Below are 25,488 nucleotides of genomic sequence, written 5' to 3' on the forward strand. Positions count from 1 at the left end.
ATGCGTTCCTTTACTTGGCGACCGCGACGACGTCGGTCCGCGAGGCGGCGAGGTAGCCGCCACAGACGAACACCAGCGCGCCGATCGCATTGCCGACCGAGACGATCGCGAGATTGCGGACCATGCCCGCAATGGTGATCGACGGGTGATCGACCAATAGCCCCAGCGTCAGCCCGGTCATGTTGGCGACCGAATGCTCGAACCCGGCCGCAACGAAAGCGAGCAGGATCCACGCCATCGCGATGCACTTGGCGGCGTCGCCCTGCATTCGTGCCGCAGTCCAGATCGCAAGACAGACCAGCCAGTTGCACAGGATCGCGCGGCACAGCAGGGCAAGCGCGCTCGCCTCCACCTTGTGCGCGGCATAGGCGTGGAACATCGTGTCGGCATTGGCGAAGATCGCCCCACCGCCGCCCGCGGCGAACACCAGCGACAGGATGACCCCGCCGACGAGATTGCCGACCCACACCACCACGATCAGCAGGAACGCGTCCCACAGGGTGATGGTCCGCCGGGCGAGGCCGAACCCGAGATACATGACGTATCCGGTGAACAGCTCGGCACCCGCAAAGGCCGTCAGGATCAGCCCGATCCCGAAGGTCGCGCCCATCACCAGCGGGCGGACGCCCGCGGGCAACCCCGATCCCGTGCTGAGCGCGAGGATCATCGCGATCCCGATGTACGTGCCCGCCAGCATCGCACCGGCAAAGAACCCTGCTGGTGATCGCCGCAGCGCCGCTGCCTTGGTGGCAGCGAGCTTGGCGTAGATATCGATCGTTGGCGCGTAGCTGCTCACGCCGGTACGTGTTTCGATCGACCGACGACACCCGCGCGGGCGACGGCGAATTCGGACCCTAGATCGGCCCCGGTCGGGCGGATCGTCACCGGCACCGATTTGTACGACGGGGTGAAGCTTTGGGGATCATGGTCTTCAAGCGCGATCAACGGCTGGGTCTCCGGATAATAGGATGCACAACATCCCTCAGGCAGCGCGTAACGCACGATTGTAAGTTTTTGTACCACACGATCTGCGCGAGCGAAGTCGAGCGCGGTCGCAATGTCGACCAGATCGCCTTCGACGAACCCCATCCGGGCGATATCGCGTTCGTTCATGAACAGGATGTCGCGTCGTCCGAACACGCCGCGATAGCGGTCGTCGAGGCTGTAGACCGTGGTGTTGTACTGGTCATGCGCGCGGAGTGTCGTCAGCCGCAGGACATCGGGGTCACCGTTGGTCGAATCGTCCTCGAGCGTTGGCGTGCAAAGGAAGTTCGCTTTCTTGGTGTCGGTGTTCCACACCCGCAGCGCAGCGCTGTTGGTCAGATGGAACCCGCCCGGCTCCCGGACGCGACGGTTGTAGTCCGCAAAATCGGGGAACACCGCCTCGATCTTGTCGCGGATCAGGTCGTAATTGCCGATGAACGCGTCCCAGTCGATCGCGCCCTTGCCCTTGAGCGTCGCCTTGGCGATCTGCCCGACGATCCAGATCTCGGACTTCACGTTCGCGCCCGGTGGCTTGAGGAAACCGCGCGAGGCGTGGACCATCGACATCGAATCCTCGACCGTCACCGACTGCGGAACACCCGCCTGCTCGTCCGCCTCGGTCCGGCCGAGGCACGGCAGGACATAGGTCGCCTTCGCCATCAGCAGATGGGTGCGGTTGAGCTTGGTGGTGATGTGGACCGCCAGATCCATATTGCGGAACCCCTCGGCGCACGCCTGCGGATCCGATGAGGCGATCGCAAGATTGCCACCGAGGCAGACGATCGCCTTGGCCTTGCCGTCACGCATCGCGGCGATGCTCTCGACGACCGAATGGCCGTCCTTGCGCGGCGGTTCGAACCCGAACACGTCGCGCATCCGGTCGAGGAAGGCGGGCTTGGGCCGCTCGGTGATCCCGACGGTGCGGTCGCCCTGGACGTTGCTGTGCCCGCGAAGCGGACAGATGCCCGCGCCCGGCCGCCCCATGTTGCCGCGGAGCAGCAGCAAATTGGCGATCTGCTGGACGTTGCTCGTGCCGGTGCGCTGCTGCGTGATCCCCATGCCGTAGCAGACGATCGTCGCCTTCGAGACGGCATAGATTTGTGCGACGCCCTCTAGATCCGTGCGCGACAGGCCGCTGCCGCGCTCGATCGCCTCCCAGGTGGTTTCGCGCAGGTCCGCGATATACGCCTCGATCCCGGCGGTATGCTCGGCGATGAAGTCATGGTCGAGCGTCGGCGCCGCCGCTGCAGCACCTGCTGCGTTCGACGAGCGCGCGGCATCGTCGAGCGCGACGAGCGCCTTCGCGATTCCCTTGATCGCCGCGGCATCGCCGCCGACCTTCACCTGCAGGTAGGTCGACGCGATCGGCGTCGAGTTGCCCGTCGCCATCTCAACCACCGATTGCGGCGATTCGAAACGCTCGAGCGAACGTTCCTTGAGCGGGTTGAAGACGATGATCTTGCCCCCGCGCTTCGACACTTCGCGCAGCGTCGCCATCATTCGCGGATGGTTGGTGCCGGGGTTGTGGCCGAACGACAGGATCAGATCGGTATGATCGAAATCCTCGAGGCTGACCGTGCCCTTGCCGATCCCGATCGACTTGGGGAGGCCGACCGACGTCGCCTCGTGGCACATATTCGAGCAATCGGGGAAGTTGTTGGTGCCGTACAGCCGCACGAACAGCTGGAACAGGAACGCGGCTTCGTTCGAGCAGCGGCCCGAGGTGTAGAATTCGGCCTGATCGGCATCGGGCACGGCGGCGAGCCCTGCGCCGATCTCGGCGATCGCTTCGTCCCAGCCGACGACTTCATAATGATCGGTCGCGGCATTGTACCGCAGCGGCTCGGTGACGCGGCCCTGATCCTCGATCCAGTGATCGCTCTCTTTCCAGATGTCCGAAACGCTGTGCTCGGCGAAGAACTTCGCCCCGATCTTCTTCGCGGTCGATTCCCACGCGACGGCCTTCGCGCCATTCTCGCAGAATTCGAACGAGCTGGTGTGCTTGGGGTCGGGCCACGCGCAGCTCGGGCAGTCGAAGCCGTCAGGCTGGTTCGACTTGAGCAGCGTCTGCGCGCCGCTGGTGACGATCTGCTGCGCCTTCAGCGAAATGGCGACCGCCTTCAGTGCGCCCCATCCGCCTGCGGGGCCGGTGTAATCCTTGATTCCGTCGGGACGTTTGGTTGCCACGGTTGTTTCTCCAGCGCGACCCGAAGTCGCGGCGATGGGGGTAGGGGCGGGCATGCGCACACGCCCGGATAAGACGGCGTTATGCGACCGAGGCATTCGCGCAAAGGCGGGATTTCCGCAGTTGGTGATCGGGTTAATTCGTGGAACAGACCGGCTGCGGGCGCATTCCAACGTTCAGCAATCGTACGACATCAACGGGCAATCGCGCCGTGACGAACCGGCCTAGTTACGGTTGCGGATCGCGTTCTTGATCGTGCGGGCGACCTGCAGGAACGGTTGCAGCACCGTGGTCGTATCGCTCGCACCCAGCGCATGGATGTCAGTGCGCGACGATTGCTGATGCGCGATGTGCGGGGTCGCGGCGAAGGCGCGCAGGTCCGGGCGTGCCGCGCGGAACCAGGAATAGGCGCCGTCGACGTGCATCGGTCCGCCTTCGGGGCTACCGGGTTCGCGCGTCAGAATGGCTTCGAGATACGGGACAAGCGCGTCGATCGCTCGCTGTGAAAACGCAATGAAGTGCGCCAGCAGCAATTCCTCGTCGGGCGCGACGACGGACAACGGACTCGCATTCCGGGTCGCAGGCGAGCCGCCATAGAAGACATCCCACGGCTCGCGCGCCAGCGCGGCCAGCGTCACGGGCAGCTGCGCCATCTCACTGCGCGAGATGGCGACATCGTCTTCGAGGATCAGCAGCGATTTCACCCCGGCGCGCTTTGCCGCCTGCAGGGCACCGAGGTGGCTCAGGAAACATCCCCGCGTACCGATCGTGGGAAATCCGCCCGGGCTGTCGGGTCGCGTGGCGTCGTGGAACGCGATCGTGCGACCGTCGATTTCGGCGCCGAGGTTCCGCAGCGTGGCGATGGCACCCTTGCGGCGATCAGACCGATGCGGAAGATTGATGATCCGAACCATGTCGAACGTGGAGGAGAGCGGGTCGATCGACCTCGGCTGAGCCCATGCCACTGATACGCAACCTTTCAAACACGCGGAATACAACCGCTTGAAATGTACCGATACCGGCTCGGCGCGCCCGAGGCTAGCAGGATCGGATTAAAGGATGGTTCCCCCGGCGGGGAAATGATCTCGACGACGATCGGGGAAACTGGTGCTGCCGGTGAGGATTGAACTCACGACCTCAGCCTTACCAAGGATGCGCTCTACCACTGAGCTACGGCAGCAACTCCACTTTGCAGCGGAAGCGGCGTAAGAGACGGATGAGCAGGGAATGTCAAGGAGCACATGCACAATGGCCGACACAAAAAACGAAAAGGCCGACCGATTGGCAGCGGCGCTTCGCGAAAATCTGAAGCGGCGCAAGGCACAGGCGCGCGCCGCGGAACCCGGATCGGCCCCCGCGCCGCTCCCCGACGACGTCACGCGATAGGCGCGCATTTCTCCGCAAGCCATGCGCGTTCCTCGGCGTCGTACGCCGGGCTCAGCACTGCGAACACCTCGGCGTGATAGGCGTCGAGCCACGCACGTTCGGCGGTGCTGAGAAGTTCGGGAAGAATCATGCTCCGCTCGATCGGGCAGAACGTCAGCGTCTCGAACCCCAGGAACGGCGCACCGTCCGAAAAATTGCGATCCTCGACCAGCAGCAGATTCTCGATTCGGATGCCATATTCGCCCGCCTTGTAATAGCCGGGCTCGTTTGAGAGAATCATTCCGGCGCGGAGCGGCTCGGCCGGGCCGCCGCCGGGGTAGAAAGGCTGTGCGATTCGCTGCGGTCCTTCGTGTACCGAAAGATAGGCGCCGACGCCGTGGCCGGTCCCGTGCGCGTAATCCAGCCCGACCTGCCACAATGGCCGCCGCGCGAAGCCATCGAGTTGCCCGCCGGTCGTCCCCGCCGGGAACACCGCGGTGGCGAGCGCGATATGGCCCTGCAACACGCGGGTGAAGCGATCGCGCATCTCCGCGGTCGGCGTGCCGATCGGCAGCACGCGCGTCACGTCGGTCGTGCCGTCGGCATATTGCCCACCCGAATCGACCAGATAGAGCTGCCCCAACTCTAGCCGCGCGTTCGATTCGGGGGTCGCGTGATAATGCGGGCTCGCGCCATGCGCCCCGGTCGCCGAAATCGTGTCGAACGACGTGTCGAGCAACACGCCGGTCGCTTCGCGAAACTGTTGCAGCCGCGCGACGCAATCGAGCTCGGTCAGCCCGCCCTTGGGCGCCTCGGCCTCGACCCAGCGCAGGAAACGCGCGAGCGCGGCCCCGTCGCGAACCGACGCCGCACGGTGCCCTGCGATCTCGACCGAGTTCTTGGTCGCCTTGGCGAGCAGCACCGGATCGCGGCGTGCGATGACGGTCGCGCCACCGGCTTCGAGCGCATCGAAGATCGCCGCGACGGCGCCTGCGGGATCGGCTGCGATCGTCTTGCCGGCATAACGCGCGAGTCCGTCGGCAAACGCATCACGCGGATGCAGGCGGATCGCGTTGCCGAGATGCTGGCGCACGGCGTCGGTCAGTTTGTCGGACGCGACGTACAGATCGGCGGTGCCGTCCGCGTCGACGATCGCATAGGCCAGCGCGACCGGGGTGTGCGCGACATCGCGGCCACGGACGTTGAGCACCCACGCGATCGAATCGAGCGCGGTGAGCACGACCGCGTCGGCCTGTTCGGTCGCCAGCCAGTCCGCGATCAACGCCCGCTTCGCGGCGGACGTCGCGCCGGCGCGATCGTCGTCCTGTACGCCGAGCGGCGCGGTAGAGGGGGCGGGGCGGTCGGGCCACACCGTATCGACCGGGTTGGTGTCGACCGCGACCAGCTCGGCACCGCGCGCCGCCAGCTTCGCGCGCGCTTCCTCGACCCAGGCGCGCGTGTGGAGCCACGGGTCATAGCCGATCCGTGCCCCGTTGGCGGCATTGTCGCCCAGCCATGAAGCGACGCTCGTCTGCGGTACCGCGACGAACTGCCAGTCGTCGCCCGAGACCTGCTCGCGCACCTGCAACGTGTAGCGTCCGTCGGTGAAGATCGCGGCAGCTTGCGGAAGCACGACCGCGCTCCCCGCCGATCCCTGGAATCCGGTCAGCCAGGCAAGGCGCTGCGCATAGCCGCCGACATATTCGGACATGTGCTCATCGGTCAGCGGAACGACGAAACCGTCGAGCCGGTCGCGCTGGAGCTGGTCGCGCAGGGCAGCAAGGCGGTCGGCGTGGGTAGACATCGGCAAGGGTCTTTCCGGATGGTTGCAGCAAGGATCTGAACGCCGGATTAGGCCAGCCGCTCCCGCGTTGCGAGCATCAAGCGACGCGAGACGATCCGTCATGCGCCATTGCGAGCGATCAGGCGGGTTGAACCGTCGGACGATCGGGGATCGTCAGGACGCTCGCGGTGCCCCCACCGGGACCGGGATGGACTTCGAACTGCGCGTTCAACTGGCGCGCCAGCGCGAGTGCGATCTTGAGGCCGAGACTGGTCGCCCCGGCGACGGCAAAGCCCTCGGGCAGCCCCACGCCGTCGTCGGTCACCCGCAGCGTGACGCCGCCCTGCGCGCGGTGAAGCGCAATATGGATCACGCCCGTCGTACGGTCGGCAAAGCCGTGTTCGTTGGCATTGGCGACCGCTTCCGCGAGGATCAGCGCGAACGGGATGAGCGAATCGCCGTGCAGCGTGATCCCGGGTTCGACCGCGATGTCGTAACGAATGCCGACGCGCCCGTCCGATTCAGCCAGATCGTTGACGAGTCCCTGCAGGAACGCCGCCAGATCGGTGTTCTTGCCGTCGATGTCGTAGAGCTGCCGCTGAATCCGCCCGATCAGCCCGACACGCGCGGCGGCATCGTCGAGCGCCTTCTTGGCAAGCGCATGGTCGACCCCGCGCCGGTGCAATGTCAGCATCGCGCCTACCATCTGGATATTGTTGGAGACGCGGTGCTGGAGCTCGCGGAACAGCAATTCGTTGCGTTCAGCCAGCCGCGCGCTCTGTTCGGCTAGGTCGTGGCTGCGTTCGCGTTCGCGGCGCAGGCGGTGGTTGGCTTGCTGCATCCATTCGACCAGCGTGATGTCGACCACCACCACCGCCACATAGAAGCCCAGCGCCAGTGCCGTGCCGGGTCCGATTGCGAAACTGCGCGCCGGCGGGATGAAGTAATACCACGCCATCAACCCGCACAGCACGGCGGCAAGCGTGCCCGGGCCGCGCCCCAGCAGGAACACCGACACGATGACTGCGGGGAAGAAGGTCAGGAACGGAAAACCGGGTGGGAACCACGGGTCGAGCCCGCTGCGCAACAGGCACGCACCGACCGACAAGGCCGCAGCAAGCACATGGCGCAACACTGGCCGACTGGACAGCAGTGGCAACTTCTCGAGAAAGGTGACGGGCCTGCTAGGCATTACGACATCACCGCGTTTGCACGTTGCTGGCGGGGAAGGAGAGCGATCGGTCGAATCCTTCCAGCACAAATCGAACAACAGTGCGCAGGCGTTCCTATCGCACACGCTCGCCTTACGCTGCAAGAATAGTTGTTACGCGGGCGATTGGTTTTGGCAACGCGGTGGGTCCGCACGCTCCCGTGGAAAATCCCGGCGAGCCTGCCGCCCGGCAGCGGTGATCCGCTCTACAATGGGCAACGGTACAGCAGCGGTGAAGGCCGGATCGTCATGTCAATTGCAAAGCGTCTACAGCTCGGTTCGGGGCTGATCGCCATGATCGTCCTGTTGGCGATTGCGATCGCCGCGTACAGCATCAACCTCGTCAGGATCGGTGGTCCGGTCGCCGAGCGGATCCAGTCCGCATCGGATTACGTCGCGGACATCCTCCCGCCGCCCGCCTATGTGCTGGAACCGTTCCTGGAAGCCACGTTGCTGGTCGATCACCCCGAACAGGTGGAGCAGCGTGCCGCGCACCTCGCGGCCTTGCGCAAGGCGTATGACGAGCGTCAGGCCTATTGGAAAACCGGCAACATCAGTCCCGAACTCGCCGCAGCGCTCACCCAGGATGCGGACGTCCCCGCACAGCGTTTCTGGCAGCAGGTCGCGCGGCTGGAAACCGCGGCGCGCAAGGGTGATACCGCCGCGATGCGCGACAGCTACGCCGCGATCGCCAGTGCCTATGCCGAGCACCGGACCCAGATCGACCGCGCGGTCACGCTGGCGACCGACTATCAGGCCAATCTCAAGCAGGACGCCCACCGCAGCCTGACCACGGCGTCGAGCGCGTTGCTGGTGCTGGCATTGACGATCCTCGCGCTTGCGATCGGTGCAGGCGTTTACCTGACGCGCAAGGTAATGGCGCCGCTCGATGAACTGATCCAATCGACCACTACGCTCGCGGGTGGGCAGGACTGTACGGTGCCGCATCTCGGGCGCACCGACGAACTCGGTGCGATGGCGGAAGCGGTCGACTTCTTCCGGCGCAGCGCGAAGGAACGCGCGGCGCAGGATGCACGCGCCGCCGCGGATACCGCAATAGTCGCGGACGGCGTGGGGCAGGTCCTGCGCCGGATGGCCGCGGGCGACTTGCGGCATGGCACTGCAATCGAATTCCCCGCAGGGTACACCGGCGTCAACAGCGATTTGAACGGCGCGGTCGAGACGCTGCGCAAGATGGTCTGCGCGGTGGTCGAGACGACCAACGAGATCGACGGCGCGTCCCGATCGATTGCAGGTGCGACCGAGGAACTCGCGCGACGCACCGAGAGCAGTGCCGCGGCGATCGAGCAGACGTCAGCCGCGGTCAATCGCATGGACGAGCGGCTGCGCAGCACCGCCGAGGCGGCGCGCAAGACGTCCGACGGATCGCAGCAGACGCTGGACGCAGCGAGCGAAGTCCGCACCCGTACCGATGGCGCGATGGAAGCAATGCACCGCGTGTCCAAGAGCACCAGCGGGATCGACGATGTGATCGAGGGGCTCGACAAGATCGCGTTCCAGACCCGCGTGCTGGCGATGAACGCTGCGGTCGAAGCGGGACGGGCGGGGGATGCCGGCCGCGGGTTTGCGGTGGTCGCGGATCTCGTCTCGACGCTGGCGATGCGCGCCGAGGAGGAGGCCAAGCGCGCCCGCACCCAGCTCAGCGCGACGCAGGAGGACGTCACCGTCGCGGTCGAGGCGGTCGGTCTGGTCGACGGCGCGCTCCAGACGATCCTGACGCGTTGCACCGAAGCCGCCGCGCTGACGCAGGGGATCGCCGACGACAATGTCGCACAGTCCATCGCGATCGGCGAGATCAACAGCGCGGTGTCGCAGCTCGACCAGATCGTCCAGCAGAATGCCGCAATGGTAGACCAGACGTCCGCCGCCGCGGGAGGCCTCGCGCGGGACGTGCAGAGGCTGGCCGGCCATGCGGCAGCGTTCCAGTATGACTTGCGCGCAAGCGACGTTCCCGTGACGGTCGAACGGCGTAAACCCCGCACCGGCGCGTCCGCGGGCAGCCGTGCCGACCGGCGCGGTCTAGCGAACACCGCGCGGGCGAGGGAATTGCTCCCCGCATAGGCGCGGCTCGACTTGGGCGGCGGTGGCGGGGTAGGGGTCGCGGATGACCGACTCCACGCCCCCCGCTGCCAATCTCCCCGTTGCGCCCGTCGCCGCGCTCCGCCCGCACAGCTTCACGACGCACGGGGTCACGATCGAGGATCCCTACGCCTGGATCAAGGATCCGGGCTATCCCGAGGTGACCGATCCCGACGTGCTCGCCTATCTGGCGGCGGAAAACGCGTATTTCGAAAGCGTGATGGCGCCGCATCGTCCGCTGATCGACCGGCTGTACGAAGAGATGAAGGGGCGTATCAAGGAAGACGATTCCTCGGTCCCGCAGAAGGACGGCGACTGGCTGTACTGGACCGCGTTCGAGACCGGCGGCCAGTATCGCAAATGGTGGCGTCGCCCGGTCGCCGCGGGCACTGACACGAGCAAGGACGAACTGATCCTCGACGAGCCCGTGCTGGCGGAGGGCAAGGAATATTTCCGCTTGGGCGCGTTCTCGATCAGCAATGACGGGCGGCTGCTCGCCTATGCGATCGACGACAATGGCTCGGAACGGTTCGAGATCCGCGTCAAGGATTTGACCACCGGCGAGCATCTCCCCGATGTCATTCCGGGGATGCTGTCCGAAATCGTCTGGACCGCGGACGACAAGGGTTTCCTTTACGGTCTCGCCAACGACCAGTGGCGCACCGACAATGCCCGGCTCCACTGGCTCGGCACGCCGATCGCGGACGATATTGAACTGTTGAAGGAAGCCGACGAGGGCTTCCGCGTGGGCGTCAGCGAGACGAGCGACCGCAAGTGGATCGTGCTGTCGAGCGGCGACCATGTGACGAGCGAAATCTACCTGCTCCCCGCGACCGATCCGCTTGCGACGCCGTTGCTGGTGTCAGCAAGGCAAGTGGGGCGCGAGTATGACGTCGACATGCATGGCGACACACTGTTCATCCACACCAACGACACCGACCCCAATTTCCGGCTGTGCACCGCGCATATCTCCTCGCCGGGTGAATGGGTCGAGAAGATCGCGCCGTCGGCGCATTTTTACATGACTGGAATCGACTGTTTCCGGGACTTTTTCATCGTAGATGGGCGTGAAGACGGGCTCGATCAGATTGAAATCCACCGCTACGACGACACAATCGTGCCACAACGGATACGGTTTCCCGAGGCAAGCTATGACGCGGGGCTCGGCAACAACCCTGAATATGCGATGGACGTGCTGCGCGTCGGCTATGAATCGATGGTCACGCCGGGCACCGAATATGATTACGACGTCGCGACCGGAGAGCTGACGACGCTGAAAGTCCAGGAAATCCCCTCGGGCTATCAGGCCGCCAAGTATCGCACCGAGCGCCTCAAGATCACCGCACGCGACGGGACCGAGGTGCCGGTCTCGATCGTTTATCCCGCCGACTTCCCCAGGGACGGGTCGCGCCCGTTATTCCTTTATGCTTACGGCGCATATGGTTACGCGATCCCGCCGGGCTTCTCGACCGGGCGGTTGTCGCTGCTCGATCGCGGCTTTGCCTATGCGATCGCGCATATCCGCGGCGGGGACGATCTCGGTCAGCAATGGTATCTCGACGGCAAGCTCGAGAAACGCGCCAATACATTCAACGACTTCGTCGATGTCGCCAAGGGGCTGGTCGCGGGTGGCTGGACCTCCGCGGGCAAGATCGCGATCGCGGGGCGGTCTGCGGGCGGCGAGCTGATGGGCGCGGTCGTCAATTCCGACCCCGAACTGTGGGGCGCGGTGATCGCCGACGTCCCGTTCGTCGACGTACTCAACACGATGCTCGACGCCGAGCTGCCACTGACCCCGGGCGAATGGCCCGAATGGGGCAATCCGATCGAGGACAAGGCGGCGTTCGAACTGATCCGCGGCTATTCGCCGTACGATCAGGTCAAGGCGCAGGCCTATCCGCCGATGTTCATCAGCGGCGGGCTCAACGATCCGCGCGTAACCTATTGGGAGCCCGCGAAATGGGCGGCCAAACTGCGCGCGACCAAGACCGACGACAATATCCTGCTGCTCAAGACCAACATGGGCGCGGGGCATGGCGGCAAGTCGGGGCGGTTCGAATCGCTGCGCGAGGGCGCGGAGGAACATGCGTTCGTGTTGTGGCAGCTCGGCATCGAGGGGTAGGCGAAACGACCGTGGCGCTTTGCTCCGGCCCCCGCCGTCGCGGGGGAACATCGGCGCGCGCGCGGATTTGAGCCGCCTATGACGATCGAATCCATCATCCAGCACTACGGCCTCATCGCGTTGTTCGCGGGTGCCGGGATCGAGGGCGAGACCGTCGTCGTCGCGGGTGGGCTGCTCGCGCACAAGGGGCTGTTCCCGCTCCCCGGCGCGATGGCGGCGGCGGCGGCGGGGTCGTTCGTCGCGGACCAGATCTTCTTCTCGCTCGGGCGGTATTTCCGCGACAAGCCATGGGTCCGCCGTGCGCGCGCGAAGCCGATCTTCGAGCGCGCGCTGGGGCTGCTCGAACGCTATCCGATCGGGTTCATCTTCGCGTTCCGGTTCATCTACGGCTTCCGCACGATCAGCCCGATTGCGATCGGGACGACCAAGGTCTCGACCAAGCTGTTCGTCGTGATCAACCTGGTCGCGGCGATCGTCTGGGGGATCGTATTCACTGGGATCGGCTATCTGTTCGGGCACAGTTTCGAGAAACTGATCGAACGCTTCCTCCCCGACAAGCACGCGATCCTGATCGTCGGGTGCGTGATCGTCGTGGTCGCGGTGCTGCTGGGCCTCTGGCATTGGTGGCGCGGGCGGCGCACACAGGCGGCATGACGCGCTTCACGCTTTCGATCACCGCGACGCCCGACGACATCGACGAGCTCGGCCATGTCAACAATGCGGTGTGGGTGCGCTGGATCCAGCAGATCGCGGTCGCGCATTGGGAAGCACTCGCGCCGCCCGAACAACAGGTCGCCTATGTCTGGGTCGTGACGCGGCACGAGATCGACTATCGCGGCAATGTCGCGGCTGGCGAGACCGTCACTGGCGAGACCTGGGTCCCCGAACCGCCCACCGGCGCGCGCTTCGACCGCCATGTCCGGTTTCTCGGGCCGGACGGAAAGGTAAAGGTGCAGGCCGTCACGACCTGGGCACTGATCGACCGCGCGAGCGGGCGGCTGCTGCGCGTGCGGGACGAGATTGCGGCGCCGTTTTTGTCCAGCTGACGGAACCGCTTGGCGCCTCGGGGGCTTGAATGGAGGAATCCCGCCAAGGAAAGGCCCGCGATGCTGGAACATCTTCCCCATTGGTTGGGTGCCGCGTTGCGCAGTGTGCGTGCCGGTGCCGACAAGTTGACGATCACCCAGCCGGTGCTCGGCAATAATTATACGACGATCGAGGTGACGAGCCCTGCCTTCGCGCAGGAAGGCCGCATCCCGCCACGCTTCACCGCGGACGGCGAGGGCGTTTCGCCGCCACTGACCTGGGGTGCGGTCCCGCCGGGGACGCTGAGCGTTGCGCTGGTCGTCGAGGATGCCGATTCACCGACACCGGCACCGCTGGTACACGCGATCCTCTGGGGCTTGCCAGCGGATGCCGGGCGGATCGCGGAAGGTGCGATCAGGGCGAACGCGCAGCCCGATGGTGGCGATGTCGGGCGTAACTCGTATCTGTCCGAGGGGTGGCTCGCGCCGGATCCGCCGACCGGCCACGGTGACCATCGCTATGCGTTTCAAGTCTTTGCGCTGGATTGCGCGGCAGAGGACATCGGTGAAGCACCGGGGCGCGGTGCGGTGCTCAATGCAATGGCGGGCCATGTGATCGGCGCAGGGTTGCTGGTCGGGCTGTATTCGCGCGGCGAACCTGCTGGCGTGGTGCCGGACGATGGCGCTCCTGTGGTTGCCTGACGCCTCACGCGGGCGCTGACGTCGGGTCGCGTTCCCCTAACTTTCTTCCCCGGCGAAGGCCGGGGCCCAGTCGCGATGGCCGAGTAACGGCGCGCACCCGCTCGCAATCTTCTGTTCCTCAACTGGGCCCCGGCCTTCGCCGGGGAAGCAGTTATGAACTCAGGCCACCGACGCAACCCTTACCCGCTGTTGCGCAACGCAGTCGCGATCGCGTTGATCGACAGCAGGATGCCCTCGCCGATCCGCTCGTCCTCGTCGCCCGCGCGGCGGCGCTTGATCAGTTCGATCTGCAGCAAGTTGAGCGGTTCGATATAGGGCAGGCGCAACCGGATCGACGTTTCGAGCGCCGGATGCGCTTCAAGCAGGCGCGACTGGCCGGTCACGTCCAGCAGCCCGTCATGCGCCTGCCGCCACCCCGCTTCGATCCGCGGGAAGATCGCGTCGGCAAGGCTGCGATCCTCGACCAGCGCGGCATAGCGGGCGGCGATCCCCATGTCGGACTTGGCGATCACCTGTTCCATATTGGCGAGCGTCGCCGCGAAGAACGGCCAGCCCTGCGCCATGTCGCGCAACAGTGCCTTATCCTCGAACGCGTCGATCGCCTGGCCCACGCCGTACCAACCCGGCAGCATCACGCGCGCCTGCGCCCAGCTGAATACCCAGGGTATCGCGCGCAGATCCTCGATCCGGTCGCTCTTGGTCCGGCTGGCGGGGCGCGAGCCGATCTTGAGCCCCGAAATTTCCGCGATCGGTGTCATTTCGCGGAAGAAGGTGCGAAAACCCTCGGTGCCATAGACGAGGTCGCGATACGCCTTGAACGCACTTGCAGAGAGCTGGTCCATCGCCTCGGAGAAACGCTGCGTGTCGGCGGCGGACAATTGCTCGGGCTCGAGGCTGGCAAGCAACGTCGCCGAGGCCATCGCCTCCAGATTGGTCATCGCACTGTCGCGCGTGCCATATTTGCCCGCGATCACCTCGCCCTGTTCGGTAATGCGGATCCGGCCCTGCACCGTGCCGAACGGCTGCGCTCGAATCGCGGCGAAGGCCGAGCCACCCCCACGCCCGACCGCGCCACCGCGTCCGTGGAACAGCTGCATCCCGACGCCTGCGTCGGCGAACACGCTGCGCAGCGCGGTCGACCCCTTGGACAGGCTCCAGGTCGAGGTGAGATACCCCCCGTCCTTGTTCGAATCGGAATAGCCGATCATTACTTCCTGATAACCGCGCGCGGCGGTCACTGCACGAACCTCGGGCAGCGCGAACCATTCGGTCATGATCTCGGGTGCGGCTTCCAGATCGCCAATCGTCTCGAACAGCGGCACCGCCATGATCGCGGCGATCGGGGTTTGCCCGTCGGTCCCCTGCGGCCGGTACAGACCGACTTCCTTCAACAACACGTTGAGTTCGAGCAGGTCCGACACCGATTGCGCCATCGACACGATATGCTGGACGATGCACGCCGTGCCATAGGTGGCATGCGCGGTCGCGGCGGCGCGCAGGATCGCGAGTTCGGACTTGGTCTCGTCCGAATACTCCGCGAATGCGCTGCCCAATGGCCGCGCGTTGGACAGTTCGTGGCGCAGCAGCGACACGCGCTGCGATTCATTCATCGCCAGATAATCGTCCTCGACTCCGGCGACCTTGAGCAGCTCGGCGACGACGCGCTCCAGCACCGCGCTGTTCTGCCGCAGGTCGAGCGTGGCGAGATGGAAGCCGAACGTTTCGACCGCGCGGATCAGCCGTCCGAGCGCGCCCCCCGATGACAAGGTCCCTCCGCCACCCGCCGCGAGCGCGCGGGCGATGATGACGAGATCGGCGCGGAACGCCTGCGGATCGGCATAGCGCTCGCCCGTGAGCGGTCCTGGCCGCGGGGCGGCCTTGCCGGTCAGCGCCAGATGCGTCGCGGCGAGTCTGGCGTAAACGCCCGACAGCGCGCGCCGGTACGGTTCGTCGCTGCGGCTTTCGGCGTTGTCGCCGCTTGCGTCGGCGAGCGCGGTGACCGCTGTGTCGGCGGGCGCGAGATTGGTCGAGATCGACAGCTCGGCCCCGAGCGCGTGGACCGCATCGAGATAATAGACCAGCACCGCTTCGCTCGCCTTGGCGAGGGCGGCGCGCAGGCTGTCGGCCGTGACAAACGGATTGCCGTCACGATCGCCGCCGATCCAGCTGCCGGGCTTGAGGAACCCCGGCGTGCGTTCGCCAAGTGCGCGATCCCAGCGCTGGTACAGTGCGGGGAGCGCGGGGAGGAACACATCGCGCAGATAGCTGAGCGCGGTCTCGACCTCGTCAGTGACGTACAGGCGCTCGCGCCGCAGCACGCGCGTCTGCCACAGCAGCGCGATCTGGCGAAGGATCGCCTGCTCTACGTCGTCGCCTTCGGGCGTGTCGGTCGCGCCGGTGTCGCGCAGCAGCATCAGCGCGGCGATCCGATTGCGGTGGTCGATCATTGACTTGCGGCGCACTTCGGTCGGGTGCGCGGTCAGCACCGGGGCAAGCAAGGCGTGCTGCAGCAGCGCGATCGCCTTGGCCTTGTCGATCCCTTCTTCCGCCAAGCGGTCGAGCGCGGAGGCAAGGTCCGCGCCCTGTTCGGCGGTCACGCCCTGCCGGTCCTCGGCAAGATTGGCGAGCATCGAGAAGAGCATGAATCCCCGAACAAAATCCACCGTCTCGTCGAGGTCGAGCTGGTCGAGCGCAAGGTCGACGCTCTTGTCGTCGGTCGCCCCGCGGTGGCGCTCGACCGAGGCCGCACGGATCGATTCGGTGCGTTCATAGAGCGCTTCGCCGCCATAGGCGCGGATCACGTCGCCGAGCAGCTTGCCCAGGAAACGGATGTCGGGATTGTTGGTGATCGAGGGGAGGTCAGCCATCCGGGGATGCTGCATCGCAACACCCCCGGGGTCAACCATCACTGTGTTGCTGGAGTCGCCGCCGGGGTGGCGGGCGTTGCCTTGGCGCCTTGCGCGGCGCGGGCAGCGGCTTGCTCCTTGTTGGTCACCATGCCGTCCTTGTTGGCATCGGCCTGGTCGAACCGCTCAAGCCCGCGCGCGACGAATTCGCTCTTGCTGATCGCGCCGTCCTGATCGGTATCCGCGCGCGCAATGCGGTCCGCGCGGGTGTTGCCGAGTTCCAGCCTGCTCAGTCGACCGTCACCGTCGGCGTCGCGTTCGTCGAAGCGCTTTTCAAGCAGTTGCCGGACCTCATCGCGCTTGGCGAGCGTCGGCGGTACGAAGTCGTTCAGGGCGTCGTCGCTGGGTGCGGAGCGGCCGCAGCCGGACGTTACCAATACCAGGGCCGCCAGACCCACAATCCCCATACGCAGCATCTTCGTCTCCCGGACCGAACAGGTCGACGCGCGTGTATCGGCGTCAAGCTTCCAGCTCAACGTCCCAATACAGCCAGTCGTGCCACGTTTCGTGCAGGAAATTGGGCGGATAGCGTCGGCCATGCTCCTGTAAGTGCCAACTTGTAGGCCGGATTGCGTCGATATGAAGCGGCATCCCCGCCTGTTTCGGCGTACGCCCGCCCTTCTTGAGGTTGCACGGCGAACAGGCGGTCGCGACATTCTCCCACGTCGTTCGTCCACCCTGCGCGCGCGGGACGATATGGTCGAAGGTGAGGTCGTTGCCCGATCCGCAGTATTGGCAGGTGAACTTGTCGCGCAGGAACAGGTTGAACCGCGTGAAGGCGGGAAACGCGCTTGGTCGCACATATTGCTTGAGCGCGATCACCGATGGCAATTTGATCCGCTGCGTCGGACTGCGCACTTCGCGTTCATATTCCGCGACGATGTCGACTCGGTCGAGGAACACCGCCTTGATCGCGGTCTGCCACGGCCAGACCGACAAGGGATAATAGCTCAGCGGGGTGTAGTCTGCGTTGAGCACAAGCGCAGGACAGCCATCGGGGTGGCGGATGAGATCGGGATGGTACATTCAAGCCCCCCTTTTCCTCGGTCGCGTGACGCTTCCTGCGCGGCTTCTTGCCGGTTAGGATGACGCTGTCATGACAGCTGCGCCAATCTTGAACGAACACAGCACAGGGCGCGACTCGGGGTCAAGGGGAACGATCGTAGGGTACGCTCCCGGAGCGGCGCACCGCGCCCCGATCGCGACGGCACGATGACCGCGCAGATCGTCAGTCGGTTCGCGCCGAGCCCGACCGGTAAGCTCCACCTCGGCCACGCTTTTTCCGCGATCCAGGCGCACGATCGCGCCCGGTCTGACGGGGGGCGGTTCCTGTTGCGGATCGAGGATATCGACGGGACGCGCAGCCGTCCCGAACATGTCGCGGGTATCGAGGCAGACTTGCGCTGGCTGGGGCTGGAGTGGGACGGCGCAGTGCTGTTCCAGTCGACGCGGCTCCCCGCTTACGCCGTCGCACTCGATCAATTGCGGGGCGAAGGCCTGCTCTACCCCTGTTTCTGCACGCGCGCCGAGATCGCCGCGAGCTTGTCCGCGCCACACGGACCGGGCGCGGTCTATCCCGGGACGTGTCGTTACCTCGACGATGCGGTGCGCGCCGCGCGGATCGCGGCGGGCGCGCAGCATGCGTGGCGGATCGACATGGCCGCCGCAGTCGCTCGCACGGGCCCGCTCGACTGGCACGACGAGCGCGCGGGCCGTGTCGTCGCGCGGCCGGAAACGCACGGCGACGTCGTCCTTGCGCGCAAGGATGCGCCCGCGAGCTATCATCTCGCCGTGACAGTCGACGATGCGGCGCAGCGCGTCACGCATGTCGTGCGCGGGCTCGACCTGTTCGGCGCGACCGACGTCCATCGGTTGCTCCAGGCGCTGCTCGACCTGCCGACGCCGGTCTATCATCATCATGCATTGCTCCACGATGTGGACGGCGTGCGGCTGGCGAAACGGACGCATGCGCCCACGCTCGAACGGTTGCGGCTGGCGGGGGAAGACGGCATTGCGCTCGCGCGGACGCTGCGCGCCGGGCGGGTGCCCTCGGACATTGTGACCACTGGCTTTCTCGTCCCGAACGCCTAAGTTGATGGCATGAGCACTTTCCTGACAATCCTGCTGATCGCGGCGATGATCGCCACGGTCGTCGTTCTGGTCCGAGGCCTGGTCGTCTTCCTGCTTGGTGCAAGCCAGCAGGCGCGCGACGGGACGGGAAGTGCGGACGGGATCAGCCCGTCGGCGGTCAAGTCGAACAAGATGATGCAATATCGCATCATGTTCCAGGCAGTCGCGATCTTCCTGGTCGTGCTGATCATGTGGCTCGCGGGCAAGAGCTGACCGCGCAGAAAGCACCGGTCCTTGACGGGACCGGATCGGGGGACAGGGTTTGGTAAAGCTCAATCGCATCTACACGCGCACCGGGGATGACGGCTCGACCGGGCTCGTCGACGGGTCGCGTGTGGCCAAAGACGATGCCCGGATGGCCGCGATCGGCGATGTCGACGAGGCGAACAGCCTGATCGGCGTGGCGGCGGTTGCTCTCCGCGAAACCGGCATCGACAATATCTGGCTGGTTGCGCTGCTGGAGCGGGTGCAGAACGACCTGTTCGATCTGGGTGCGGATCTGGCGACCCCGGGGGAGGACTTTGCGCCGTCCGAGATGGTGCTGCGGATCGTCGCGGCGCAGGTCGAGCGGCTCGAAACCGAAATCGATCGCATGAACAGCGAGCTCGCGCCGCTCACCAGTTTCATCCTGCCCGGCGGTACGCGCGGTGCGGCAGCGCTCCACGTCGCCCGCGCCACGATCCGGCGCGCGGAGCGGACCGCGGTCGGGGCGGCGCGGCAGGTCGCGCTCAATCCGCTCGCGCTCGCCTATCTCAATAGATTGTCTGATTATCTGTTCGTTGCCGCGCGGGTGGTGAACCAAAATGCGGGTGGCGACGTTCTTTGGCGACCGGGTGCAACCCGCTGATGCGACTCAGCGGGGGGATGGCCCGCTGAATCGCCCCGGCTGGGGGCAGGATTTCCAGAACGGACGAGGCGATGGCGACACGGACTGCCCCAAGGACTGACGCCTCCGCGCTCGCCGAACGCTTTCGGGCGGTCCGCGACCTGACCGTCGCGTTGGTCGCACCCTTGTCGGATGCGGATGCGACCGCACAATCGATGGACGATGCCTCGCCCGCCAAATGGCATCTCGCGCACACGAGCTGGTTTCTCGAGACCTTCATCCTGCGCGATTTCGTCAGCGGGTACCGGCTGTACGACGACCGCTTCCCGTTCCTGTTCAACAGCTATTACGAAGCCGAGGGACAGCGCCATGCGCGCAACCGGCGTGGGATGATCACGCGCCCGGCGCTCGACGAGATCCTGGCGTATCGCGCGCATGTCGATGCGCAGGTGCTCGCGGCGATGCCTGACTTGCCCGAGGCTGCGCAGGAACTGATCGCGCTCGGCTGCCATCATGAGGAGCAGCATCAGGAGTTGCTCGTCACCGACATCCTGCATCTGATGGCGCAGAATCCGGTCGAACCCGCGATCTGGCCGGCTGCGCGCAAGGTGCCGGTGGAAATGCCGCCCCCGGTCGGCTGGATCGAACACGCCGCCGGAATTGTCGAAATCGGCCACGACGGCGACGGCTTCTCGTTCGATTGCGAAGGTCCGCGTCATCAAACGCTGTTGAGCCCGCACGCGATCGCTGACCGCACCGTGACCAACGGCGAATGGGCCGCGTTTATTGCCGACGGCGGCTATGCCGAGCCACGCCACTGGCTGTCCGATGGCTGGGCGTGGGTCAAGCGCGAGCAGATTACAGCTCCCCTGTATTGGGAGCAGCGCGACGGCGCGTGGACTCGCTTCGGGCTCGACGGACGTCGTGCGATCGACCCGGCGGCACCGGTGACGCATGTCAGCTTCTTTGAAGCGGACGCCTATGCCAGCTGGGCGGGCGTGCGGCTGCCGACCGAGGCCGAATGGGAAGCCGCAGCGGCGACGTACGATCCGCTCGGCGGCAACCAGCTCGACACCGCAGGGCCGGTCGAGCCGCGCCCGTCGACTGGCGGTCCGGCCTTCTTCGGTGATGTTTGGGAATGGACCGGGAGCGCCTACCGCCCCTATCCGGGCTTCCGCGCGGTCGAGGGTGCGGTCGGCGAATATAACGGCAAGTTCATGAGCGGACAGTGCGTCCTGCGCGGCGGATCCTGCGCGACCCCGCGTGGCCATGCGCGCGCCTCCTACCGCAACTTCTTCTATCCGCATCAGCGCTGGCAGTTCACCGGCGTTCGGCTTGCCAAGGATCTCTAATGCTTAAGCCAGAAATCGAGGACGGTCAGGCGAGCCTGGCCGATCCGGCGTTCCGTCATGACGTGTTGCAGGGCTTCACCATCCGCCCACGCGCGATCCCGGCGCGGTGGTTCTACGACCGGCGCGGGTCCGAGCTGTTCGAGGCGATCACCGACTTGCCCGAATATTATCCGACCCGGACCGAGACCGCGATCCTGCGCGATTGCTGCGCCGACGTCGCGCGGATCGCAGGCACCGGACGCGCGGTGGTCGAATTCGGCTCGGGGTCCTCGACCAAGACGCCGATCCTGCTCAACGCGGTCAACCCTGCGGCCTATGTGCCGATCGACATCTCGGGCGACTTCCTCCGCGAATCCTCGGCGGATCTCTCCGCCGCGTTCCCCGGATTGCCGGTGCTGCCGGTCGAGGCAGACTTCCTCAAGCCGATCGATCTGCCGGGGCAAGTGATCGACACGCCGAAGCTCGGGTTCTTCCCCGGATCGACGATCGGCAACATGATCCCGCACGCCAGCGTCGATCTGCTCCGCGCGATGAAGATGTCGCTTGGCGAAGGCGCGATGCTGTTGATCGGGATGGACCGGATCAAGGATCAGGCGACGCTCGAAGCTGCGTATGACGATGCGCAGGGGGTGACGGCGGCGTTCAATCTCAATCTGCTCGAGCGGATCAACCGCGAACTGGGCGCGACGATCCCGGTCGATGCGTTCCGCCACCGCGCGATTTGGAACGATCCGCGCGCCCGGATCGAGATGCATCTCGAAGCGACCCGCGACGTGCGCTTCACGATCGAGGGGCGGCCGTTCGAGATGGCGGCGGGCGAGACGATCCACACCGAGAACAGCCACAAGTTTGGGCCACGCGACGCGCGGATCCTGCTTCGCGCGGGCGGGTGGAGGCCGGTCGGCGAATGGACCGACCCGGAAGGACGGTTTGCGGTGATCCTCGCGGAGGCACAGCCCGCGCGCCTCGCGCCGTAACCGACGCGCGGTGATTGCCGCCGCATCGCCTGATCCCTAAAGCGGCGGCAAAACGCAGTGAAGGACAGGATATGCAGACGGTAGGTGTCATCGGCGCAGGTCAGATGGGCGCGGGGATCGCACAGGTTTCGGCACAGGCGGGGTTCCACGTCCTGCTCAGCGACGTGTCGAAGGACCGTGCGGATGCAGGCAAGGCGGGGATCGCCAAGGCGCTCGACCGGCTCGTCACCAAAGAGAAAATTACTGCGGAGGCGCGCGATGCGGCGCTCGCGCTGATCGAGCCGGTCGAGGGCCTGTCCGCGATGGCGCCCGCGTTCCTCGTGATCGAGGCGGCGACCGAACGCGAGGAGATCAAGCGCGCGATCTTCGCTGAGGTCGGCAAGGTGCTCGCCTCGGACGCGATCCTCGCGTCGAACACCTCGTCGATCCCGATCACGCGGCTGGCGCAGGCATCGCCCGATGCGGCGCGGTTCATGGGGGTGCATTTCTTCAACCCCGTGCCCGTAATGGGACTGATCGAGCTGATCCGCGGGCTGGCGACATCGGACGCGACGGTGGCGGCGGTCGAGGCGTTCGGGCGCAAGCTTGGCAAGGAGATCGTCCATGCCAATGATGCGCCGGGGTTCATCGTCAACCGCGTGCTGATGCCGATGCTCAACGAAGCGTGTTTCGCGTTGGGGGAGGGCGTCGCGACGGTGCGCGATATCGACGTCGCGTGCCAGCTCGGGCTCAACCATCCGATGGGGCCGCTGACGCTCGCCGATTTCATCGGGCTCGATACGTGCCTGGAGATTACCCGCGTGTTGTTCGAGGGGACGGGGGATCCCAAGTTCCGGCCTGCGCCATTGTTGGTGAAGTATGTCGAGGCGGGGTGGTTCGGGCGTAAGACCAAGCGCGGGTTTTATGATTATTCCAGCGCGGAGCCTGTGCCTACGCGGTAGGTAGGGCGCTGGTAGCTCCCCTCCCCTTCAGGGGAGGGGCTGGGGGTGGGGCAGTCCAGATTACCGACGTTGGTTCTGCTGGACTGCCCCACCCCAACCCCTCCCCCGAGGGGGAGGGGCTTTAGGCTTTTAGATCAAATCCGGTGTTCGCCCTTGACCCAGCGCACCGTGCCAGAGCTCGCGCGCATCACGACGCTTTCGGTCGTCATGATCTTGCCCTTCCGCTTCACCCCCGCGAGCAGCGAGCCGTCGGTGACGCCCGTCGCCGCGAAGATGCAGTCGCCGCGCGCGAGTTCGGTCAGGTCATATTGCTTGTCGAGATCGGTCACGCCCCACTTGGCCGCGCGCGCGCGCTCGTCGTCGTTGCGGAACAAGAGCCGCCCCTTGAACTGCCCACCGACGCAGCGCAGCGCCGCCGCGGCGAGCACGCCTTCCGGAGCGCCACCGGCCCCCATGTAGATGTCGATCGTCGTGTCGGGGTTGGTCGTGGCGATCACGCCCGCGACGTCGCCGTCACCGATCAGCATGATCCCGCAGCCGAGATCGCGCAGTTCCGCGATCAGTTTCTGGTGGCGCGGACGATCGAGCACGCAGGCGATGATGTCCTTGGGGTCGACACCCTTCGCCGCCGCCAGCGCGCGGACGTTCTCGCTCGGCGACTTGTCGAGATCGATGATCCCCTCGGGATAGCCCGGGCCGCAGGCGATCTTGTCCATATAGACGTCGGGGGCGTTGAGCAGCCCGCCTTCCTCGGCGATCGCGAGCACGGCGAGGCTGTTGGGACCCGCGGTCGCGCAGATCGTCGTGCCTTCCAATGGGTCGAGCGCGATGTCGATCTTCGGGCCCTTGCCGATCGCCGAGCCGACCTTCTCGCCGATGAACAGCATCGGCGCTTCGTCGCGCTCGCCTTCGCCGATCACGACGGTGCCGTCCATGTAGAGTTCGTTGAGCGCGGCGCGCATCGCCTCGACCGCGGCGGCATCGGCCGCCTTCTCGTCACCGCGACCGGTAAGGGTCGATGCGGCAACCGCCGCTGCCTCGGTCACGCGGACCATTTCGAGCACGAGAACGCGGTCGAGCGTCTGGGAGCGGGTGGTGGTCATCTGGGATCCTCTTTGTCGTTTGTCGAGTGGACTAAGCGGGGAGGCAAAGGATGTCGAGTTTGGGAGCTTGTTGCTCCCCTCCCCTTTAGGGGAGGGGTAACCTTCTTTCTCCCCTCCCCTTCAGGGGAGGGGTTGGGGGTGGGGCTGTGCAGACGACCCAGCGTTGGTTCTGCTGGACTGCCCCACCCCAACCCCTCCCCCGAGGGGGAGGGGCTAATAGGTCAGTCGCGCAGCAATTCGTTGATGCTCGTCTTCGACCGCGTCTGTGCGTCGACACGTTTCACGATCACCGCGCAGTACAAGCTTGGCTTGCCGTCGCCGCCGCCCATGCTGCCGGGGACGACCACCGCGTACGGCGGCACTTCGCCGCGAAACACTTCGCCGGTCGCGCGGTCGACGATCTTGGTCGACGCGCCGAGATAGACCCCCATCGAGAGCACAGCGCCTTCACCAACGCGAACGCCCTCGGCGACTTCGCTACGCGCGCCGATGAACGCGCCGTCACCGATGATGACCGGATCCGCCTGCAGCGGCTCGAGCACGCCGCCGATCCCGGCGCCGCCCGAGATGTGAACGCCCTTGCCGATCTGCGCGCAGCTGCCGACCGTCGCCCAGGTGTCGATCATCGAATTCTCGCCGACATAGGCACCGAGGTTGACGAAGCTCGGCATCAGCACCGCGCCCTTGCCGATGAATGCACCACGCCGGACGATCGCGCCGGGAACGCTGCGGAACCCCGCCTGGCGGAATTCGGCCGAACCCCAGCCGTGGAACTTGGAGGGCACCTTGTCCCACCAGTTCGCGCCGTCCGGGCCGCCGGCGATCTCGGCCATGTCGTTGAGGCGGAAAGACAGTAGCACCGCCTTCTTGAGCCACTGGTTGACGCGCCAGCCGCCCGCGCCATCGGGCTCGGCGACGCGCACCGCGCCTGAATCGAGCTGGTTGAGCGCGTTTTCGACCGCGTCGCGGATATCGCCCTTGGTCTCGAAGCTTACCGTGTCGCGCGCATCCCAGGCTGCGTCGATCGTCGTCTGCAAGTCGCTCATAAATCCCCCATGATGTCGTGAAGCCACGCGGTCAGATCGGGCGTGGTGAAGTCGATGAAACTGCGGTCCTGCTCGGCGGCGGCCTGCTCGGAGCCATTGTCAATCCACACCGTCGTCATGCCGATCGCCTTGGCGGGCGCGAGGTTGCGCGCCATGTCCTCGACGAACAGCGATTCGGTCGGGTCGATGTCGAACGCCGCGCACAGCCCGGCATAGGCCGAGGCGTTGGGCTTGGGTTTGAGGTCCATCGCGTGGATGTCGTGGATCGCCTCGAAACTCTCGCCGAGGCCGAGCCGGTCGAGCACGCGCGTCGCATACGGCGTGTCGGCGTTGGTAAAGATGATCTTGCGCCCCGGCAGTCGCGCGATCGCGGCGGCGAGGGGGGCGTTCTGTTCGAGTACGTCCATCTCGATATCGTGAACGTCGGCGAGGAAATGATGCGGGTCGATCCCGTGCTCGGCCATCAGCCCGGCAAGCGTGGTGCCGTGATCGAAGAAATAGGCCTTCTGGATCCGCCGCGCCTCGACCAGGTCGACGCCCAGCGCGTTCGCGACATAGGCGGTCATCTTGACGTCCATCTGGTCGAACAGCCGCGCCGACGCCGGATACAGCGTGTTATCCAAATCGAAAACCCAATTGCGGATAAGGGCGAGGCGCGCGAGCATTGCGGGCGGGTCCTACGCGCAGGTCACGCGGGGGGCAAGGCAGGGATGACGCGAGGGCGACGCGGT

23 protein-coding genes and 1 tRNA gene are annotated in these 25,488 nt (G+C 65.9%); 12 read left to right on the forward strand and 12 right to left on the reverse strand.

All coding sequences use genetic code 11. The annotated features are described in order from the left end of the window. Window positions 1-10 precede the first annotated feature (10 nt). The 4 genes from ABIC17_RS02415 to ABIC17_RS02430 all read right to left on the reverse strand — a co-directional run bounded on the left by ABIC17_RS02415 (window position 11) and on the right by ABIC17_RS02430 (window position 4,349). On the reverse strand, window positions 11-796 hold the full coding sequence (locus ABIC17_RS02415; RefSeq protein WP_354279053.1) for a formate/nitrite transporter family protein: 786 nt from the start codon (window positions 794-796) through the stop codon (window positions 11-13). Further along, window positions 793-3,171 carry an FdhF/YdeP family oxidoreductase gene (locus ABIC17_RS02420; RefSeq protein WP_354279054.1) on the reverse strand — a complete coding sequence of 793 codons (2,379 nt, stop codon included), beginning with the start codon at window positions 3,169-3,171 and terminating at the stop codon, window positions 793-795. Before ABIC17_RS02420 ends, ABIC17_RS02415 begins: the two co-directional genes overlap by 4 nt. Before the next feature lie 222 nt (window positions 3,172-3,393). Then, complete coding sequence (locus ABIC17_RS02425) at window positions 3,394-4,083, reverse strand: glycosyltransferase family protein (protein WP_354279055.1); 690 nt, start codon at window positions 4,081-4,083, stop codon at window positions 3,394-3,396. Between the two features lie 191 nt (window positions 4,084-4,274). After that, window positions 4,275-4,349 (reverse strand) — tRNA-Thr (locus ABIC17_RS02430). A 68-nt stretch (window positions 4,350-4,417) separates the two neighbouring features. Between ABIC17_RS02430 and ABIC17_RS02435 the strand changes: the two genes are divergently transcribed. Continuing rightward, window positions 4,418-4,555, forward strand: a complete 138-nt coding sequence (locus ABIC17_RS02435) for a hypothetical protein (protein WP_354279056.1) — start codon at window positions 4,418-4,420, stop codon at window positions 4,553-4,555. On the opposite strand, the gene ABIC17_RS02440 is transcribed toward ABIC17_RS02435, so the two are convergent. Further along, entirely contained in the window at window positions 4,545-6,338 is a 1,794-nt protein-coding gene (locus ABIC17_RS02440) for an aminopeptidase P family protein (RefSeq protein WP_354279057.1), read from the reverse strand. The two genes, ABIC17_RS02435 and ABIC17_RS02440, sit on opposite strands and share 11 nt — an antisense overlap. Window positions 6,339-6,456: 118 nt before the next feature. After that, window positions 6,457-7,509, reverse strand: a complete 1,053-nt coding sequence (locus ABIC17_RS02445) for a sensor histidine kinase (RefSeq protein WP_354279058.1) — start codon at window positions 7,507-7,509, stop codon at window positions 6,457-6,459. 150 nt (window positions 7,510-7,659) lie between these two features. On the opposite strand from ABIC17_RS02445, the gene ABIC17_RS02450 reads away from it, so the two are divergent. The 5 genes from ABIC17_RS02450 to ABIC17_RS02470 all read left to right on the forward strand — a co-directional run bounded on the left by ABIC17_RS02450 (window position 7,660) and on the right by ABIC17_RS02470 (window position 13,476). After that, window positions 7,660-9,609, forward strand: a complete 1,950-nt coding sequence (locus ABIC17_RS02450) for a methyl-accepting chemotaxis protein (protein ID WP_354279059.1) — start codon at window positions 7,660-7,662, stop codon at window positions 9,607-9,609. Between the two features lie 43 nt (window positions 9,610-9,652). After that, window positions 9,653-11,749: a S9 family peptidase gene (locus ABIC17_RS02455; RefSeq protein ID WP_354279060.1), complete on the forward strand. Its 2,097-nt coding sequence runs from the start codon at window positions 9,653-9,655 to the stop codon at window positions 11,747-11,749. A 78-nt stretch (window positions 11,750-11,827) separates the two neighbouring features. Next, window positions 11,828-12,403, forward strand: coding sequence for a DedA family protein (locus tag ABIC17_RS02460; RefSeq protein ID WP_354279061.1), 576 nt, complete (start codon window positions 11,828-11,830; stop codon window positions 12,401-12,403). After that, window positions 12,400-12,795, forward strand: coding sequence for an acyl-CoA thioesterase (locus ABIC17_RS02465; RefSeq protein WP_354279062.1), 396 nt, complete (start codon window positions 12,400-12,402; stop codon window positions 12,793-12,795). Before ABIC17_RS02460 ends, ABIC17_RS02465 begins: the two co-directional genes overlap by 4 nt. Window positions 12,796-12,855: 60 nt before the next feature. Beyond that, window positions 12,856-13,476, forward strand: a complete 621-nt coding sequence (locus ABIC17_RS02470; protein WP_354279063.1) for a YbhB/YbcL family Raf kinase inhibitor-like protein — start codon at window positions 12,856-12,858, stop codon at window positions 13,474-13,476. 179 nt (window positions 13,477-13,655) lie between these two features. Here the strand turns inward: ABIC17_RS02470 and ppc are convergent, their stop codons facing one another. Genes ppc through ABIC17_RS02485 form a run of 3 tightly spaced genes read right to left on the reverse strand, consistent with a single transcriptional unit; the run spans window position 13,656 to window position 17,408 of the window. Next, the gene (ppc, locus tag ABIC17_RS02475) at window positions 13,656-16,343 is read right to left on the reverse strand and encodes a phosphoenolpyruvate carboxylase (protein ID WP_354279064.1); all 2,688 of its coding nucleotides are present in this window, start codon (window positions 16,341-16,343) and stop codon (window positions 13,656-13,658) included. Between the two features lie 38 nt (window positions 16,344-16,381). Continuing rightward, on the reverse strand, window positions 16,382-16,798 hold the full coding sequence (locus tag ABIC17_RS02480; RefSeq protein WP_354279065.1) for an EF-hand domain-containing protein: 417 nt from the start codon (window positions 16,796-16,798) through the stop codon (window positions 16,382-16,384). A 43-nt stretch (window positions 16,799-16,841) separates the two neighbouring features. Further along, complete coding sequence (locus ABIC17_RS02485) at window positions 16,842-17,408, reverse strand: HNH endonuclease (RefSeq protein WP_354279066.1); 567 nt, start codon at window positions 17,406-17,408, stop codon at window positions 16,842-16,844. 186 nt (window positions 17,409-17,594) lie between these two features. Here ABIC17_RS02485 and gluQRS point away from each other — a divergent pair, with 186 nt between their 5' ends. The 6 genes from gluQRS to ABIC17_RS02515 all read left to right on the forward strand — a co-directional run bounded on the left by gluQRS (window position 17,595) and on the right by ABIC17_RS02515 (window position 22,608). Further along, complete coding sequence (gene gluQRS / locus ABIC17_RS02490; RefSeq protein ID WP_354279067.1) at window positions 17,595-18,473, forward strand: tRNA glutamyl-Q(34) synthetase GluQRS; 879 nt, start codon at window positions 17,595-17,597, stop codon at window positions 18,471-18,473. 9 nt (window positions 18,474-18,482) lie between these two features. Beyond that, window positions 18,483-18,725 (forward strand): twin transmembrane helix small protein, encoded by a 243-nt coding sequence (locus tag ABIC17_RS02495; RefSeq protein WP_354279068.1) that lies wholly within the window; start codon window positions 18,483-18,485, stop codon window positions 18,723-18,725. Window positions 18,726-18,774: 49 nt separating this feature from the next. Further along, window positions 18,775-19,359, forward strand: a complete 585-nt coding sequence (locus ABIC17_RS02500; RefSeq protein WP_354279069.1) for a cob(I)yrinic acid a,c-diamide adenosyltransferase — start codon at window positions 18,775-18,777, stop codon at window positions 19,357-19,359. A 71-nt stretch (window positions 19,360-19,430) separates the two neighbouring features. Then, the gene (egtB, locus tag ABIC17_RS02505) at window positions 19,431-20,690 is read left to right on the forward strand and encodes an ergothioneine biosynthesis protein EgtB (protein WP_354279071.1); all 1,260 of its coding nucleotides are present in this window, start codon (window positions 19,431-19,433) and stop codon (window positions 20,688-20,690) included. Continuing rightward, window positions 20,690-21,667 carry an L-histidine N(alpha)-methyltransferase gene (gene egtD / locus ABIC17_RS02510; protein WP_354279072.1) on the forward strand — a complete coding sequence of 326 codons (978 nt, stop codon included), beginning with the start codon at window positions 20,690-20,692 and terminating at the stop codon, window positions 21,665-21,667. Before egtB ends, egtD begins: the two co-directional genes overlap by 1 nt. 71 nt (window positions 21,668-21,738) lie before the next feature. Beyond that, window positions 21,739-22,608, forward strand: coding sequence for a 3-hydroxyacyl-CoA dehydrogenase NAD-binding domain-containing protein (locus tag ABIC17_RS02515; RefSeq protein WP_354279073.1), 870 nt, complete (start codon window positions 21,739-21,741; stop codon window positions 22,606-22,608). A gap of 134 nt (window positions 22,609-22,742) precedes the next feature. On the opposite strand, the gene glpX is transcribed toward ABIC17_RS02515, so the two are convergent. The 3 genes from glpX to ABIC17_RS02530 all read right to left on the reverse strand — a co-directional run bounded on the left by glpX (window position 22,743) and on the right by ABIC17_RS02530 (window position 25,422). Next, the gene (glpX, locus tag ABIC17_RS02520) at window positions 22,743-23,711 is read right to left on the reverse strand and encodes a class II fructose-bisphosphatase (RefSeq protein WP_354279074.1); all 969 of its coding nucleotides are present in this window, start codon (window positions 23,709-23,711) and stop codon (window positions 22,743-22,745) included. 221 nt (window positions 23,712-23,932) lie between these two features. Further along, window positions 23,933-24,757 carry a 2,3,4,5-tetrahydropyridine-2,6-dicarboxylate N-succinyltransferase gene (dapD, locus tag ABIC17_RS02525; RefSeq protein ID WP_354279075.1) on the reverse strand — a complete coding sequence of 275 codons (825 nt, stop codon included), beginning with the start codon at window positions 24,755-24,757 and terminating at the stop codon, window positions 23,933-23,935. Next, on the reverse strand, window positions 24,754-25,422 hold the full coding sequence (locus ABIC17_RS02530; RefSeq protein WP_354279076.1) for a pyrimidine 5'-nucleotidase: 669 nt from the start codon (window positions 25,420-25,422) through the stop codon (window positions 24,754-24,756). Before ABIC17_RS02530 ends, dapD begins: the two co-directional genes overlap by 4 nt. Window positions 25,423-25,488 lie beyond the last annotated feature (66 nt).

It is taken from the genome of Sphingomonas sp. PvP056 (assembly GCF_040549155.1).
Classification (GTDB): Bacteria; Pseudomonadota; Alphaproteobacteria; order Sphingomonadales; family Sphingomonadaceae; genus Sphingomonas.

Excerpts from the sequence above, each read along its gene's own strand:
- dapD (WP_354279075.1), bottom strand. The coding sequence starts at position 24,757 with ATGAGCGACTTGCAGACGACGATCGACGCAGCCTGGGATGCGCGCGAC.
- ABIC17_RS02440 (WP_354279057.1), bottom strand. The coding sequence starts at position 6,338 with ATGTCTACCCACGCCGACCGCCTTGCTGCCCTGCGCGACCAGCTCCAG.
- ABIC17_RS02425 (WP_354279055.1), bottom strand. The coding sequence starts at position 4,083 with ATGGTTCGGATCATCAATCTTCCGCATCGGTCTGATCGCCGCAAGGGT.
- ABIC17_RS02445 (WP_354279058.1), bottom strand. The coding sequence starts at position 7,509 with ATGCCTAGCAGGCCCGTCACCTTTCTCGAGAAGTTGCCACTGCTGTCC.
- ABIC17_RS02530 (WP_354279076.1), bottom strand. The coding sequence starts at position 25,422 with ATGCTCGCGCGCCTCGCCCTTATCCGCAATTGGGTTTTCGATTTGGAT.
- ABIC17_RS02485 (WP_354279066.1), bottom strand. The coding sequence starts at position 17,408 with ATGTACCATCCCGATCTCATCCGCCACCCCGATGGCTGTCCTGCGCTT.
- egtB (WP_354279071.1), top strand. The coding sequence starts at position 19,431 with ATGGCGACACGGACTGCCCCAAGGACTGACGCCTCCGCGCTCGCCGAA.
- ABIC17_RS02470 (WP_354279063.1), top strand. The coding sequence starts at position 12,856 with ATGCTGGAACATCTTCCCCATTGGTTGGGTGCCGCGTTGCGCAGTGTG.
- ABIC17_RS02480 (WP_354279065.1), bottom strand. The coding sequence starts at position 16,798 with ATGCTGCGTATGGGGATTGTGGGTCTGGCGGCCCTGGTATTGGTAACG.
- ABIC17_RS02460 (WP_354279061.1), top strand. The coding sequence starts at position 11,828 with ATGACGATCGAATCCATCATCCAGCACTACGGCCTCATCGCGTTGTTC.
- ABIC17_RS02435 (WP_354279056.1), top strand. The coding sequence starts at position 4,418 with ATGGCCGACACAAAAAACGAAAAGGCCGACCGATTGGCAGCGGCGCTT.
- ABIC17_RS02515 (WP_354279073.1), top strand. The coding sequence starts at position 21,739 with ATGCAGACGGTAGGTGTCATCGGCGCAGGTCAGATGGGCGCGGGGATC.
- egtD (WP_354279072.1), top strand. The coding sequence starts at position 20,690 with ATGCTTAAGCCAGAAATCGAGGACGGTCAGGCGAGCCTGGCCGATCCG.
- ppc (WP_354279064.1), bottom strand. The coding sequence starts at position 16,343 with ATGGCTGACCTCCCCTCGATCACCAACAATCCCGACATCCGTTTCCTG.
- ABIC17_RS02465 (WP_354279062.1), top strand. The coding sequence starts at position 12,400 with ATGACGCGCTTCACGCTTTCGATCACCGCGACGCCCGACGACATCGAC.
- glpX (WP_354279074.1), bottom strand. The coding sequence starts at position 23,711 with ATGACCACCACCCGCTCCCAGACGCTCGACCGCGTTCTCGTGCTCGAA.
- ABIC17_RS02455 (WP_354279060.1), top strand. The coding sequence starts at position 9,653 with ATGACCGACTCCACGCCCCCCGCTGCCAATCTCCCCGTTGCGCCCGTC.
- gluQRS (WP_354279067.1), top strand. The coding sequence starts at position 17,595 with ATGACCGCGCAGATCGTCAGTCGGTTCGCGCCGAGCCCGACCGGTAAG.
- ABIC17_RS02495 (WP_354279068.1), top strand. The coding sequence starts at position 18,483 with ATGAGCACTTTCCTGACAATCCTGCTGATCGCGGCGATGATCGCCACG.